Genomic DNA, 14,855 nt, shown 5'->3' with positions numbered 1-14,855 from the left:
CGACGGTCAGTTTTCAATCCTGGAAAGCGCCTCGCAAAGTGATTCTCAGGTGAAAGCACGACAACAAAAGTATTGTGATAAAATCGCCAACTTCTGGTGTCACCCAACAGGAAAAATCATCATGAGCTTGGCCGGTAAAAAAATCGTTCTCGGCGTCAGCGGCGGTATTGCTGCCTATAAAACCCCTGAACTGGTGCGTCGTTTGCGCGATCGCGGGGCCGACGTCCGTGTAGCCATGACCGAAGCGGCAAAAGCCTTTATCACTCCACTTAGCTTGCAGGCAGTCTCTGGTTATCCCGTTTCCGACAGTCTGCTGGACCCGGCTGCCGAAGCGGCAATGGGCCATATTGAGCTGGGAAAATGGGCTGATTTAGTGATTCTTGCTCCAGCGACAGCGGATTTGATTGCCCGCGTTGCTGCTGGTATGGCGAATGATCTGGTATCAACGATTTGCCTTGCGACGCCTGCGCCTGTTGCCGTGCTGCCAGCAATGAACCAGCAGATGTATCGGGCTGCAGCTACTCAGCATAATTTAGAGGTACTTGCCTCGCGAGGTTTGTTGATCTGGGGGCCAGATAGCGGCAGCCAGGCCTGTGGTGATATCGGCCCAGGGCGAATGCTCGATCCGTTAACCATTGTTGATATGGCGGTGGCCCATTTCTCCCCCGTCAACGACCTGAAACATCTGAATATTATGATTACCGCAGGTCCGACACGTGAACCACTCGATCCGGTGCGTTACATCTCTAATCACAGCTCCGGCAAGATGGGATTCGCCATTGCCGCAGCAGCAGCACGTAGAGGAGCAAACGTCACGCTGGTTTCTGGCCCGGTTTCGCTACCGACGCCACCGTTTGTGAAACGTATTGACGTGATAACCGCACTGGAGATGGAAGCGGCCGTGAAGGCTTCTGTACAACAGCAAAATATATTTATCGGTTGCGCTGCCGTTGCGGATTATCGCGCAGCTACCGTTGCCCGCGAAAAAATCAAAAAGCAGGCCACGCCGGGCGATGAATTAACAATAAAAATGGTTAAAAACCCCGATATCGTCGCCGGTGTTGCCGCATTAAAAGACCATCGGCCTTATGTTGTTGGATTTGCGGCCGAAACAAATAATGTGGAAGAATACGCCCGACAAAAACGTATCCGTAAAAACCTTGATCTGATCTGCGCGAACGATGTTTCCCAGCCAACTCAAGGCTTTAATAGCGACAAAAACGCATTACACCTTTTCTGGCAAGATGGCGATAAAATCTTACCGCTTGAGCGAAAAGAGCTCCTTGGCCAATTATTACTCGACGAGATTGTGACCCGTTATGATGAAGAAAATCGACGTTAAGATTCTGGACCCGCGCGTTGGGAAGGAATTTCCACTCCCGACTTATGCCACTTCTGGTTCTGCCGGACTTGACCTGCGCGCTTGTCTCGACGACGCCGTAGAATTGGCACCGGGCGACACGACACTTGTGCCGACCGGACTGGCGATTCATATTGCCGATCCTTCACTGGCGGCGATGATACTGCCGCGCTCCGGGCTGGGCCATAAGCACGGTATCGTGCTCGGCAACCTGGTGGGATTGATCGATTCCGACTATCAGGGCCAATTGATGATCTCTGTATGGAACCGTGGTCAGGACAGCTTCACCATTCAACCTGGTGAACGTATCGCACAGATGATTTTTGTTCCGGTGGTACAGGCTGAATTTAATCTGGTGGAAGATTTTGACGCTACTGACCGCGGTGAAGGCGGCTTTGGTCACTCTGGTCGTCAGTAACACATACGCATCCAAATAACGTCATAACATCGCCGCAAACATTTTGTTTGCGGTCATAGCGTGGGTGCCGCCTGGCAAGTGCTTATTTTCAGGGGTATTTTGTAACATGGCAGAAAAACAAACTGCGAAAAGGAACCGTCGCGAAGAAATACTTCAGTCTCTGGCGCTGATGCTGGAATCCAGCGATGGAAGCCAACGTATCACGACGGCGAAACTGGCCGCCTCTGTCGGCGTTTCCGAAGCGGCTCTGTATCGCCACTTCCCCAGTAAGACCCGCATGTTCGATAGCCTGATTGAGTTTATCGAAGATAGCCTGATTACTCGCATTAATCTGATTCTGAAAGATGAGAAGGACACCACTGCGCGTCTGCGTCTGATTGTGTTGCTACTTCTCGGTTTTGGCGAGCGTAATCCAGGCCTGACCCGTATCCTCACCGGCCATGCGCTAATGTTCGAACAAGACCGCCTGCAAGGGCGCATCAACCAACTGTTCGAGCGTATTGAAGCGCAACTGCGTCAGGTATTGCGTGAAAAGAGAATGCGTGAGGGTGAAGGTTACACCACCGATGAAACGTTGCTGGCAAGCCAACTTCTGGCATTTTGTGAAGGGATGCTGTCTCGTTTTGTCCGCAGCGAGTTTAAATACCGCCCGACGGATGACTTTGACGCTCGCTGGCCGTTGATTGCCGCGCAGTTGCAATAAAATGACGCCGGATGACTTACCATCCGGCGTTTTTTATCAAACCCCGTACTCTTCGCGATAAGCCTTAACGGCTGCCAGATGTTCCGCCATGTCCGGCTTCTCTTCCAGATAAGCAATCAGGTCTTTCAGGGTGATGATAGAGATCACTTTGCAGTTGTAATCACGCTCAACTTCCTGAATCGCTGATATCTCGCCACGACCACGTTCCTGACGATCGAGCGAAATCAGCACGCCAGCAAGCGTCGCGCCATTGGCCTGAATAATTTCCATCGACTCACGAATCGCCGTTCCGGCGGTGATCACATCATCCACCAGCATTACTCGTCCTTGTAACGCGCTACCAACCAGATTGCCACCTTCGCCGTGGTCTTTTGCTTCTTTGCGGTTAAAGCAGTATGGCAGGTCAAGGTCATGATGCTCCGCCAGTGCCACAGCGGTTGTGGTCGCGATTGGAATACCTTTGTAAGCGGGGCCAAACAGCAGATCGAACTCAATGCCAGAATCCACTAACGCTTCAGCGTAAAAACGGCCTAACAGTGCCAGGTCGCGCCCGGTATTAAATAGTCCGGCGTTGAAGAAATAGGGGCTTTTACGCCCGGATTTCAGCGTAAACTCACCAAACTTTAATACCTGTTTGCCAAGCGCAAACTCAATAAACTGGCGCTGATATGGTTTCATGCCTTCGCTCCTCATCTTACTTTTCTACAGACAAAAAAAAGGCGACTCATCAGTCGCCTTAAAAATCAGTTTGCCAGCGCCGCCTTCTGCGTCGCTACAATGGATTCGATTCCCCCTCGGGCCAGCGCCAACAAGGTGAGGAGTTCTTCGTGGGTGAATGGTTCGCCTTCTGCCGTTCCCTGAACCTCAATGATCCGCCCATCTTCGGTCATCACCACGTTCATGTCCGTTTCTGCGGCAGAGTCTTCAACATATTCCAGATCGCAAATCGCTTCGCCATTAACGATACCCACCGAAACCGCAGCTACCATGCCTTTCATCGGGTTGGTTTTCAGTTTGCCATTCTCAACCAGCTTATTCAGCGCATCTGCCAGCGCCACGCAAGCACCGGTGATCGAAGCAGTGCGCGTGCCGCCATCGGCCTGAAGTACGTCGCAGTCCAGCGTAATGGTGAACTCACCCAACGCTTTCAAATCAACCGCTGCACGCAATGCACGGGCGATCAGACGCTGGATTTCCATCGTGCGTCCGCCCTGCTTACCTTTCGCCGCTTCGCGGGCGTTACGGGTGTGGGTGGAGCGCGGCAACATACCGTATTCTGCGGTGATCCAGCCCTGCCCCTGACCTTTCAGGAAGCGCGGCACGCCTTCTTCAATAGAGGCAGTACACAACACTTTGGTATCGCCAAATTCGACCAGCACCGAGCCTTCTGCATGTTTTGTATAGTTACGAGTCAGGGTAACGGGACGCACCTGATTATTGCTACGGCCTGCTGGACGCATATTGAAATCTCCGGCTTGAAACAAATGTGGCTGCGCATTATACGGACTTCCGGCGGTTATTCCTATCCTGACAAGGCATCGATGGCTATAATCCTTCCACCTCTCCTTTCAAAAACAGGAACGTCTATGATCCGCAGTATGACCGCCTACGCCCGGCGTGAAATCAAGGGTGAATGGGGGAGCGCAACCTGGGAAATGCGCTCGGTAAACCAGCGTTATCTGGAAACTTACTTTCGTCTGCCGGAGCAGTTCCGTAGCCTTGAACCTGTCGTTCGCGAGCGTATTCGTTCTCGCCTGACGCGCGGTAAAGTGGAATGCACCCTGCGCTATGAGCCAGATGTTAGCGCACAAGGCGAGCTGATTCTCAACGAAAAGCTGGCTAAACAGCTCGTAACTGCTGCTAACTGGGTAAAAATGCAGAGCGACGAAGGGGAAATCAACCCGGTTGATATCCTGCGCTGGCCGGGTGTGATGGCAGCTCAGGAGCAGGATCTCGACGCCATTGCCGCTGAAATTCTCGCTGCGCTGGATGGTACTCTTGACGACTTTATTGTCGCGCGCGAAACCGAAGGTCAGGCGCTGAAAGCGTTGATCGAGCAGCGTCTGGAAGGTGTCACCGCCGAAGTGGCTAAAGTTCGTGCCCATATGCCGGAAATCCTGCAATGGCAGCGTGAACGTCTGGTAGCGAAACTGGAAGATGCTCAGGTACAGTTGGAAAACAATCGCCTGGAGCAAGAGTTAGTGCTGCTGGCGCAACGAATTGACGTTGCCGAAGAGCTGGACCGCCTCGAAGCGCATGTCAAAGAGACCTACAACATTCTGAAGAAAAAAGAAGCGGTTGGCCGTCGTCTGGACTTTATGATGCAAGAGTTTAATCGCGAGTCGAACACCCTGGCCTCGAAGTCTATCAATGCCGAAGTAACTAATTCAGCTATTGAACTGAAAGTACTGATCGAACAAATGCGCGAACAGATTCAGAATATCGAGTAACCCTCATAATTCCGTAGGCCGTTGTTAAATTACAGCGGCGCTACGTATACAGACTTCTTATTTACTTTAAAACACGCCCTAATATTTCTAATGCATTTTTCTTCTGACAATCTAAGAGAAACGCATTAAAACTACAGAAAACACCAATTTCACATAACTAAATATTATCAATAACCTCTCACCTTAAAAAATCTCAATCGTGACGATGCGTACAAATCGCTACCCTGCCAGACAGATTTTTAGGGAGAGAACCATGCTGTTACACATTTTGTATTTGGTTGGCATTACTGCCGAAGCCATGACGGGAGCGCTGGCGGCCGGACGGCGGCGCATGGATACATTTGGCGTAATTATTATTGCGACCGCCACTGCAATCGGCGGCGGTTCAGTACGGGATATACTTTTGGGCCACTATCCGCTCGGCTGGGTCAAACATCCGGAATATGTGATTATCGTCGCCACCGCCGCGGTACTCACCACTATTGTTGCTCCCGTAATGCCTTACCTGCGCAAAGTCTTTCTGGTGTTAGATGCGCTCGGACTGGTGGTCTTTTCTATCATTGGCGCACAGGTCGCGCTGGATATGGGCCACGGCCCGATCATTGCCGTTGTCGCTGCGGTGACAACCGGCGTATTTGGCGGTGTTTTGCGCGATATGTTCTGTAAACGCATCCCGCTGGTCTTTCAGAAAGAACTGTATGCCGGGGTTTCATTTGCTTCCGCCGTGCTGTATATCGCACTGCAACACTATGTTTCCAACCATGATGTGGTGATTATCTCCACCCTGGTGTTTGGCTTTTTTGCTCGCTTGCTGGCACTGCGTCTTAAACTGGGATTACCCGTTTTTTACTACAGCCACGAAGGTCATTAAGGTACAAAACCTGCGATCTGCTGGGTAGCCAACCAGCTACCTAGCGTCTTGATTTGCACATTATTCTTCCATTCAATAATCTGGCTGGCGCGACGAGATCCGGTTCCCGGCAGATGCTGCCAATGTTGTTCACTTCTCTGCAAAAGTTGCGTCCAGGACCGTTCATCACCGGCATTAAGCGCCCCCCGGGTTAACGGTATTCCCATTGCCATCACCCAGCGGGTAAAAGGCTGCTTACGAGCCAGATTAAACTGATGCCATAACTGCCCGCTTTTACTTTTCGCTATCCCTGGCGTGTTCTGTAATTGCTCTGGCGTTAATGAAAGCCAGGAAAAGATATGCTCAAAGCGATGCGTCTGATGCAGTGCGCGCCAGCCAGCTTCGCCAATGCCATCCAGCCCCAAAACCTGTTTTGACCCCAACCAGACTAAGCGTGATATGAATTGCTCCAGACAAACATCAGAAGCAAAGTAACAGGTCAACGAGTTAAAGCGGTTTTCTGGCGGTGTCGGCTTTCTGCGTTCCGCAGTCCGCCACACCACATCATCAATACGTGGAATACCCTGACCGGCAAGACTTATGAGGATTTGATCGCCAGGCGCTATGTCCCACTCCTGCCAGCGTCTGACGGAACCAATATTCACCCGCTGAACTTTTTTATCATCCAGCATGACTGGTGCGAGTGACGCCACCACCGATATTTTTCCGCTTTTGCCCACTGCAAACTGAATCGAACTCACTTCAGCAACCTGTGCCACAGGTTGATATTTCCACGCCACCAGCCAGTCCGCCTGCCCCGGTAACCAATGGCGGGATTCGGGTTCCTTAGCCGCTCGCACAACCACGCCATCGGTGACGAAGGGCAATTTCGCTTTCCACCACTCATTACGTGCTCGCTCAACCTCATCAGCATTTTTCACCGTGTGAGTGTACGCTTGCGTCAGACTAAATCCCGCGCTTGCAAGCTGCTGCAATCGCTCGGCCATTAACTGCGGTCCATCCGGCCACGCCCAGATAAAAACGCCCAGCGAATTTAGCGTGTCGTTATTGTCCTGGCGCATCAACATACCTGCAACTTTTGCACGCGCATTCATTCCGCCCATTTGCTGCTGGATATGACCTTCGCTCCGGAGAAATATTTCTCCTTGCAGTGTGCTATTGGCTAAAGGTTCGCTGACGGATTGCGGTACAGAAGGAATCGAGCGCACTTTCTGCGTCCAGTCTTCACCTTTCAGGCCATTGCCACGGCTGATCGCCTTAATCAGTTTTCCGTCACGATAGACCAGAGTTACCGCGACACCATCAACTTTTGGCTGCACCCAAAGATCGCTGCGTTCACGCATCCAAAGGCTCAATGCATTTTTATCCGCCAGCTTACGCACTCCAGTATGAGCAACTGGATGCATTACGGTTCCAATTAAAGGCAGTATCATGGCTTCACGAGTTGCCTCTTCACCAAAACAACGTTGCCACTGTGCAAGGCGGGCGCTGAGTTGATCATAAACGCCGTCTTCAACAGCACTTTTTCCCTTTTTCCAGTAATCCTCATCCCACTGTTTTATTTGCTGTTGCAGGCGGGAAATTTCTTCATGCGCTCTGGCTGGCGACCAGACTGGGCAGACTCCCTGCGCCGATGATTGCCAGCATAAAACACTCATTAACACTGCAATCCATACTTTCATCGTCACCTCCGCTGTTGTCAGGCTGGCAGGTATACAACGAGGTGAATGCAAAGCCGAGAGGCAAAACTGAAGTGTGCGATGATGCTTCCAGAGAATCGTCCTGATTGCAGTAAATGACAGGGAATAGCGGAAACAGCTACGCAAAACGCAACAACTTTGCGCAAAAAGTGTGAGCAAGGGCTACGTCACATGGCCACGCCGTGTATAATAAGCTCGTATGTAGGCTTTATTTCGCTAATCACATACGAAAGATACTCATGGCTCAAGGCACGCTTTATATTGTTTCTGCCCCCAGTGGCGCGGGTAAATCCAGCCTGATTCAGGCTTTATTAAAAACCCAACCGTTGTATGACACCCAGGTTTCTGTTTCACACACCACGCGCGCACCGCGTCCTGGTGAAGTACACGGTGAGCATTACTTTTTTGTTAATCATGATGAATTTAAAGAAATGATTAGCAGAGATGCATTCCTTGAGCACGCGGAAGTGTTCGGTAATTACTACGGCACTTCGCGCGAGGCCATTGAGCAAGTACTGGCAAGCGGTGTGGATGTTTTTCTTGATATCGACTGGCAGGGTGCGCAGCAAATTCGCCAGAAGATGCCGCATGCGCGTAGTATCTTTATTTTACCGCCGTCCAAAATCGAGCTGGACCGCCGTCTACGCGGTCGCGGTCAGGACAGCGAAGAGGTCATTGCAAAGCGTATGGCGCAAGCAGTTGCAGAAATGAGCCATTACGCCGAATATGATTATTTGATTGTGAATGATGACTTCGATACCGCATTGACCGATTTGAAGACCATTATTCGCGCCGAACGCTTGCGCATGAGTCGCCAAAAGCAACGTCATGACGCTTTAATCAGCAAATTGTTGGCAGACTGAACCTTCTTTCAGTATCATGCCCAGTCATTTCTTCACCTGTGGAGCTTTTTAAGTATGGCACGCGTAACTGTTCAGGACGCTGTAGAGAAAATTGGTAACCGTTTTGACCTGGTACTGGTCGCCGCGCGTCGCGCTCGTCAGATGCAGGTAGGCGGAAAGGATCCGCTAGTACCGGAAGAAAACGATAAAACTACAGTAATCGCGCTGCGCGAAATCGAAGAAGGTCTGATCAACAACCAGATCCTCGACGTTCGCGAACGCCAGGAACAGCAAGAGCAGGAAGCCGCTGAATTACAAGCCGTTACCGCTATTGCTGAAGGTCGTCGTTAATCACAAAGCGGGTCGCCCTTGTATCTGTTTGAAAGCCTGAATCAACTGATTCAAAACTACCTGCCGGAAGACCAAATTAAGCGTCTGCGGCAGGCGTATCTCGTTGCACGTGATGCTCACGAGGGGCAAACACGTTCAAGCGGTGAACCCTATATCACGCACCCGGTAGCGGTTGCCTGCATTCTGGCCGAGATGAAACTCGACTATGAAACGCTGATGGCGGCGCTACTTCATGACGTGATTGAAGATACTCCCGCCACCTACCAGGACATGGAACAGCTTTTTGGCAAAAGCGTAGCCGAACTGGTAGAGGGGGTGTCAAAACTTGATAAACTCAAGTTCCGCGATAAGAAAGAGGCGCAGGCCGAAAACTTTCGCAAGATGATTATGGCGATGGTGCAAGATATCCGCGTCATTCTCATCAAACTCGCAGACCGTACCCACAACATGCGCACGCTGGGCTCACTCCGCCCGGACAAACGTCGCCGCATCGCCCGTGAAACCCTTGAAATATACAGTCCGCTGGCACACCGTTTAGGTATCCACCACATTAAAACCGAACTCGAAGAGCTGGGTTTTGAAGCGCTGTACCCCAACCGCTACCGCGTGATTAAAGAAGTGGTGAAAGCTGCACGCGGCAACCGTAAAGAGATGATCCAAAAAATCCTCTCTGAAATCGAAGGGCGTTTGCAGGAAGCGGGAATACCATGCCGTGTCAGTGGTCGCGAGAAACATCTTTATTCGATTTACTGCAAAATGGTGCTCAAAGAGCAGCGTTTTCACTCGATCATGGACATCTATGCTTTTCGCGTAATCGTCCATGATGCCGATACCTGTTATCGCGTGCTTGGTCAGATGCACAGCCTGTACAAGCCGCGTCCGGGGCGCGTGAAAGACTACATCGCCATCCCAAAAGCGAACGGCTATCAGTCTTTACACACCTCAATGATTGGCCCGCACGGCGTTCCGGTTGAAGTCCAGATTCGTACCGAAGATATGGACCAGATGGCGGAGATGGGTGTTGCCGCGCACTGGGCGTATAAAGAGCACGGCGAAACCAGCACTACTGCACAAATCCGCGCCCAGCGTTGGATGCAGAGCCTGTTGGAGCTGCAGCAAAGCGCCGGCAGCTCGTTCGAATTTATCGAGAGCGTTAAATCCGATCTCTTCCCGGATGAGATTTACGTTTTCACACCGGAAGGGCGCATTGTCGAGTTGCCTGCCGGTGCCACACCTGTCGACTTCGCATACGCAGTGCATACCGATATCGGTCACGCCTGCGTGGGCGCGCGCGTCGACCGCCAGCCGTACCCGCTATCGCAGCCGCTCTCCAGTGGTCAAACCGTTGAAATCATTACCGCACCGGGCGCTCGCCCGAATGCCGCATGGCTGAACTTTGTCGTCAGCTCGAAAGCGCGCGCCAAAATTCGCCAGTTGCTGAAAAACCTCAAGCGTGATGATTCCGTAAGCCTCGGTCGCCGTCTGCTCAACCATGCATTAGGTGGCAGCCGCAAGCTGAATGAAATTCCGCAGGAGAATATCCAGCGCGAACTGGACCGCATGAAGCTGGCAACGCTTGACGATCTGCTGGCTGAAATTGGCCTTGGTAACGCAATGAGCGTGGTGGTCGCGAAAAATCTGCAACATGGTGACGCCTCTATTCCACCAGCGACCCAAAGTCACGGGCATCTGCCGATCAAAGGTGCCGATGGCGTGCTGATCACCTTTGCGAAATGCTGCCGCCCAATTCCTGGCGACCCGATTATCGCCCACGTCAGCCCCGGTAAGGGTCTGGTGATCCACCATGAATCCTGCCGTAACATCCGTGGCTATCAGAAAGAGCCAGAGAAGTTTATGGCTGTGGAATGGGATAAAGAGACGGCGCAGGAGTTCATCACCGAAATAAAAGTTGAAATGTTCAACCATCAGGGCGCACTGGCAAACCTGACAGCAGCGATCAACACCACTAATTCCAATATTCAAAGTCTGAATACAGAAGAGAAAGATGGTCGCGTCTACAGTGCCTTTATTCGTCTGACCGCACGTGACCGCGTACATCTGGCAAATATCATGCGCAAAATCCGCGTGATGCCAGACGTAATTAAAGTCACCCGAAACAGAAATTAATGTTTTATGAACCCAACACGTTATGCACGCATCTGCGAAATGCTCGCCAGGCGGCAGCCTGACCTGACCGTCTGCATGGAACAGGTTCACAAACCCCATAACGTTTCTGCGATCATTCGTACCGCAGATGCCGTTGGCGTACACGAAGTTCACGCTGTCTGGCCTGGTAGCCGGATGCGCACCATGGCTTCGGCTGCTGCTGGTAGTAACAGTTGGGTACAGGTGAAAACACACCGCACCATTGGCGATGCAGTCGCCCACCTGAAAGGTAAGGGTATGCAGATTCTGGCAACCCACCTTTCTGATAAAGCCGTCGATTTTCGCGAAATCGATTACACCCGCCCGACCTGTATTTTAATGGGACAGGAAAAAACGGGCATCACGCAGGAAGCATTAGAACTGGCAGATCAGGACATCATCATTCCGATGATCGGCATGGTGCAGTCGCTTAATGTCTCCGTCGCCTCCGCACTTATTCTTTACGAAGCCCAGCGTCAGCGGCAAAACGCGGGTATGTATCTGCGTGAAAACAGTATGTTGCCGGAAGCAGAGCAACAACGCCTGCTGTTTGAAGGTGGCTATCCGGTGCTGGCTAAAGTTGCGAAACGCAAAGGCCTGCCCTACCCCCACGTCAATCAACAAGGCGAGATTGAAGCCGATGCTGAGTGGTGGGCTACCATGCAGGCCGCAGGGTAAGCGCTATGAAAGGTCGCCTGTTAGATGCTGTCCCGCTCAGTTCCCTAACGGGCGTTGGCGCGGCGCAAAGTAACAAACTGGCGAAAATCAACCTGCATACCGTGCAGGATTTACTGTTACACCTTCCCCTGCGCTATGAAGATCGCACCCATCTCTATCCCATAGGTGAGCTGTTGCCGGGCATTTATGCCACGGTGGAAGGCGAAGTACTGAACTGCAATATCTCCTTCGGCGGTCGCCGGATGATGACCTGTCAGATTAGCGACGGTTCCGGCATTCTCACCATGCGCTTTTTCAACTTTAACGCCGCGATGAAAAATAGCCTGGCGACAGGTCGACGCGTATTGGCCTATGGCGAAGCAAAGCGCGGTAAATATGGTGCGGAGATGATCCACCCGGAATACCGCGTACAGGGCGATCTCAGTACTCCGGAGTTACAGGAAACCCTCACCCCGGTTTACCCAACAACGGAAGGTGTAAAACAGGCAACGCTGCGCAAACTGACCGATCAGGCGCTGGATCTGCTCGACACCTGCGCCATTGAAGAACTGCTGCCGCCGGAACTGTCACAAGGAATGATGACGCTGCCGGAAGCCTTGCGCACCCTGCATCGTCCACCGCCAACACTACAGCTCAGCGATCTGGAAACCGGGCGGCATCCGGCACAGCGTCGTCTTATTCTGGAAGAGCTGCTGGCGCACAACCTCAGCATGTTAGCGTTACGCGCCGGTGCCCAACGTTTTCATGCTCAGCCGCTTAGCGCCAGTGACGCGCTGAAGGACAAACTGCTCGCTGCCTTACCGTTCAAGCCAACGGGCGCGCAGGCGCGTGTGGTGGCGGAGATTGAGCGCGATATGGCGCTGGATGTGCCAATGATGCGTCTGGTACAGGGCGATGTAGGTTCCGGTAAAACACTGGTTGCCGCTCTCGCTGCGCTGCGTGCTATCGCTCACGGCAAACAAGTGGCACTGATGGCACCAACCGAATTGCTTGCCGAACAGCACGCCAATAATTTCCGCAACTGGTTTGAACCGCTCGGTATCGAAGTGGGCTGGCTGGCGGGCAAACAGAAGGGCAAAGCGCGGCTGGCACAGCAAGAAGCCATCGCCAGCGGTCAGGTGCAGATGATTGTCGGCACCCACGCTATCTTCCAGGAACAGGTACAGTTTAACGGTCTGGCGCTGGTGATTATCGACGAACAGCATCGTTTTGGCGTGCATCAACGCCTGGCGTTATGGGAGAAAGGCCAGCAGCAGGGCTTTCATCCTCATCAGTTGATCATGACCGCCACGCCAATTCCCCGCACTCTGGCGATGACCGCGTATGCCGATCTCGATACCTCGGTCATTGATGAACTGCCGCCAGGACGTACCCCAGTGACGACAGTGGCGATCCCGGATACGCGTCGTAACGACATTATCGACCGCGTGCGCCACGCCTGCATAACGGAAGGCCGTCAGGCGTACTGGGTTTGTACATTGATTGAAGAATCGGAATTACTGGAAGCGCAGGCAGCCGAAGCAACGTGGGAAGAGTTAAAACTGGCGCTGCCGGAACTGAACGTCGGTCTGGTTCATGGGCGGATGAAACCTGCCGAAAAGCAAGCGGTAATGGCGTCGTTTAAACAAGGCGAGCTACACCTGCTGGTTGCGACGACTGTTATTGAAGTAGGCGTCGATGTCCCCAACGCCAGCCTGATGATTATCGAGAACCCGGAGCGTCTGGGTCTGGCGCAGTTACACCAGTTGCGCGGGCGCGTAGGTCGTGGCGCGGTGGCTTCTCACTGTGTTCTGCTTTACAAAACACCACTCTCCAAAACGGCGCAAGTCCGCCTGCAAGTGCTACGCGACAGCAACGACGGATTTGTGATTGCGCAAAAAGATTTAGAGATTCGCGGCCCTGGTGAACTGCTGGGCACGCGCCAGACAGGCAATGCAGAGTTTAAAGTGGCTGATTTGCTGCGCGATCAGGCCATGATCCCGGAAGTTCAGCGCCTGGCACGCCATATTCACGAACGTTATCCCCAGCAGGCAAAAGCCCTGATAGAACGCTGGATGCCGGAGACGGAACGCTATTCGAATGCGTAAAAAGCGGCGGTATTTGCACCGCCGCTTCATCAGTTAACCCGCAAAAATCGGCAACATCAGGTAGAGCTTAATCACCAGGGCATTGACGATATCGATAAAGAACGCACCGACCATCGGCACCACCAGGAAGGCCATGTGCGACGGGCCAAAGCGTTCGGTGATCGCCTGCATGTTGGCGATTGCCGTGGGCGTTGCACCAAGGCCAAAACCACAGTGCCCCGCGGCCAGCACCGCCGCATCGTAGTTTTTCCCCATCATGCGCCAGGTGACAAAGATAGCGTACAACGCCATGAAGATGGTTTGCGCGACCAGAATCGCCAGCATCGGCAACGCCAGCGAAGCCAGCTCCCACAGTTTCAGCCCCATCAACGCCATCGCCAGGAACAGCGACAGGCTTACGTTACCAAGTACGGATACCGCGCGCTCAAAGACGCGGTAAAAGCCCAACATTGACAAGCCGTTGCTCAGAATCACGCCCACAAACAGCACGCAAACAAAGGTTGGCAATTCAAAAGCGGTGCCAGCCAAAAGTTGCGCAACGATTTTCCCTACCGTCAGACAGATAGCAATCAGCGCGATAGTTTCAATCAGTACCAGCGAGGTGATCATGCGCCCTACGTCGGGCTTTTCAAATGCGGTGGGGACTTCCTGGTCATCAGGTATGCCGTTCGGCGTGGTGGAGTGTTTCACCAGGTAACGCGCCACCGGGCCGCCAATCAGTCCACCCAGAACCAGACCAAACGTCGCACAGGCCATCGCCACTTCCGTCGCGTTGGTGAAGCCATAACGTTCAATGAACAATTTACTCCACGCTGCGCCGGTCCCGTGACCGCCAGAAAGCGTAATAGACCCCGCCAACAGCCCCATCAGCGGATCAAGCCCTAACAGGCTAGCCATGCCAATGCCGATGGCATTTTGCATCACCAACAGACCAACAACCACAATGAGGAAAATCCCCACTACGCGTCCACCGGCACGCAGGCTGGCAATATTGGCGTTCAGGCCAATGGTGGCGAAGAAAGCCAGCATTAATGGATCGCGCAAGGACATATCAAAATTAACTTCCCAGCCCATGCTTTTTTTCAACACCAGCAGAGCCAGTGCCACCAACAACCCTCCGGCAACCGGTTCTGGTATGGTGTATTTTTTCAGAAAGGAGACGGAATGGACCAACTTGCGCCCGAGCAGCAACGTCAGCGTTGCGGCAACAAGCGTTGCTAAAGTATCGAGATGAAACATAGTTACTCCTT

The 14,855-nt window shown here is 52.7% G+C and carries 14 protein-coding genes; 10 read left to right on the top strand and 4 right to left on the bottom strand.

Annotated features, from left to right (window positions below; genetic code table 11):
• The first annotated feature begins 121 nt into the window (after positions 1-121).
• From coaBC to slmA, 3 genes are all read left to right on the top strand, one after another.
• Positions 122-1,342: a bifunctional phosphopantothenoylcysteine decarboxylase/phosphopantothenate--cysteine ligase CoaBC gene (coaBC, locus tag C1192_RS17435; protein ID WP_000050132.1), complete on the top strand. Its 1,221-nt coding sequence runs from the start codon at positions 122-124 to the stop codon at positions 1,340-1,342.
• Positions 1,320-1,778, top strand: a complete 459-nt coding sequence (gene dut, locus C1192_RS17430; protein ID WP_038355030.1) for a dUTP diphosphatase — start codon at positions 1,320-1,322, stop codon at positions 1,776-1,778. Before coaBC ends, dut begins: the two co-directional genes overlap by 23 nt.
• 106 nt (positions 1,779-1,884) lie before the next feature.
• Positions 1,885-2,481 carry a nucleoid occlusion factor SlmA gene (slmA, locus tag C1192_RS17425; RefSeq protein ID WP_000818603.1) on the top strand — a complete coding sequence of 199 codons (597 nt, stop codon included), beginning with the start codon at positions 1,885-1,887 and terminating at the stop codon, positions 2,479-2,481.
• A 36-nt stretch (positions 2,482-2,517) separates the two neighbouring features.
• Here the strand turns inward: slmA and pyrE are convergent, their stop codons facing one another.
• Both pyrE and rph read right to left on the bottom strand, forming a co-directional pair.
• Positions 2,518-3,159 (bottom strand): orotate phosphoribosyltransferase, encoded by a 642-nt coding sequence (gene pyrE, locus C1192_RS17420; RefSeq protein WP_001517450.1) that lies wholly within the window; start codon positions 3,157-3,159, stop codon positions 2,518-2,520.
• A 65-nt stretch (positions 3,160-3,224) separates the two neighbouring features.
• On the bottom strand, positions 3,225-3,941 hold the full coding sequence (rph, locus tag C1192_RS17415; RefSeq protein WP_001247086.1) for a ribonuclease PH: 717 nt from the start codon (positions 3,939-3,941) through the stop codon (positions 3,225-3,227).
• Between the two features lie 126 nt (positions 3,942-4,067).
• On the opposite strand from rph, the gene C1192_RS17410 reads away from it, so the two are divergent.
• Positions 4,068-4,931: a YicC/YloC family endoribonuclease gene (locus C1192_RS17410; RefSeq protein ID WP_000621334.1), complete on the top strand. Its 864-nt coding sequence runs from the start codon at positions 4,068-4,070 to the stop codon at positions 4,929-4,931.
• A 253-nt stretch (positions 4,932-5,184) separates the two neighbouring features.
• A complete protein-coding gene (locus C1192_RS17405; RefSeq protein WP_000924289.1) occupies positions 5,185-5,802 on the top strand; it encodes a trimeric intracellular cation channel family protein in 618 nt (205 codons plus the stop codon).
• Here C1192_RS17405 and ligB read toward each other — a convergent pair.
• Positions 5,799-7,484: an NAD-dependent DNA ligase LigB gene (gene ligB / locus C1192_RS17400; protein WP_038355031.1), complete on the bottom strand. Its 1,686-nt coding sequence runs from the start codon at positions 7,482-7,484 to the stop codon at positions 5,799-5,801. The genes C1192_RS17405 and ligB overlap by 4 nt on opposite strands.
• A gap of 257 nt (positions 7,485-7,741) precedes the next feature.
• Here ligB and gmk point away from each other — a divergent pair, with 257 nt between their 5' ends.
• Genes gmk through recG form a run of 5 tightly spaced genes read left to right on the top strand, consistent with a single transcriptional unit; the run spans position 7,742 to position 13,605 of the window.
• Positions 7,742-8,365: a guanylate kinase gene (gene gmk, locus C1192_RS17390; protein WP_001517448.1), complete on the top strand. Its 624-nt coding sequence runs from the start codon at positions 7,742-7,744 to the stop codon at positions 8,363-8,365.
• 54 nt (positions 8,366-8,419) lie between these two features.
• On the top strand, positions 8,420-8,695 hold the full coding sequence (gene rpoZ / locus C1192_RS17385; protein WP_000135058.1) for a DNA-directed RNA polymerase subunit omega: 276 nt from the start codon (positions 8,420-8,422) through the stop codon (positions 8,693-8,695).
• Positions 8,696-8,713: 18 nt separating this feature from the next.
• Positions 8,714-10,822: a bifunctional GTP diphosphokinase/guanosine-3',5'-bis pyrophosphate 3'-pyrophosphohydrolase gene (gene spoT, locus C1192_RS17380; RefSeq protein ID WP_000280466.1), complete on the top strand. Its 2,109-nt coding sequence runs from the start codon at positions 8,714-8,716 to the stop codon at positions 10,820-10,822.
• A gap of 6 nt (positions 10,823-10,828) precedes the next feature.
• On the top strand, positions 10,829-11,518 hold the full coding sequence (gene trmH, locus C1192_RS17375; RefSeq protein ID WP_038355032.1) for a tRNA (guanosine(18)-2'-O)-methyltransferase TrmH: 690 nt from the start codon (positions 10,829-10,831) through the stop codon (positions 11,516-11,518).
• Between the two features lie 5 nt (positions 11,519-11,523).
• Complete coding sequence (gene recG / locus C1192_RS17370; RefSeq protein WP_001517447.1) at positions 11,524-13,605, top strand: ATP-dependent DNA helicase RecG; 2,082 nt, start codon at positions 11,524-11,526, stop codon at positions 13,603-13,605.
• Between the two features lie 33 nt (positions 13,606-13,638).
• Here recG and gltS read toward each other — a convergent pair whose 3' ends face one another.
• Entirely contained in the window at positions 13,639-14,844 is a 1,206-nt protein-coding gene (gltS, locus tag C1192_RS17365; protein ID WP_000468834.1) for a sodium/glutamate symporter, read from the bottom strand.
• Positions 14,845-14,855 lie beyond the last annotated feature (11 nt).

Origin of the sequence: Escherichia marmotae (assembly GCF_002900365.1) — a bacterium.
Lineage (GTDB): Bacteria > Pseudomonadota > Gammaproteobacteria > Enterobacterales > Enterobacteriaceae > Escherichia > Escherichia marmotae.
Note: the sequence above shows the minus strand (reverse complement) of the source record. Positions and strands in the feature narration are given on the sequence as shown.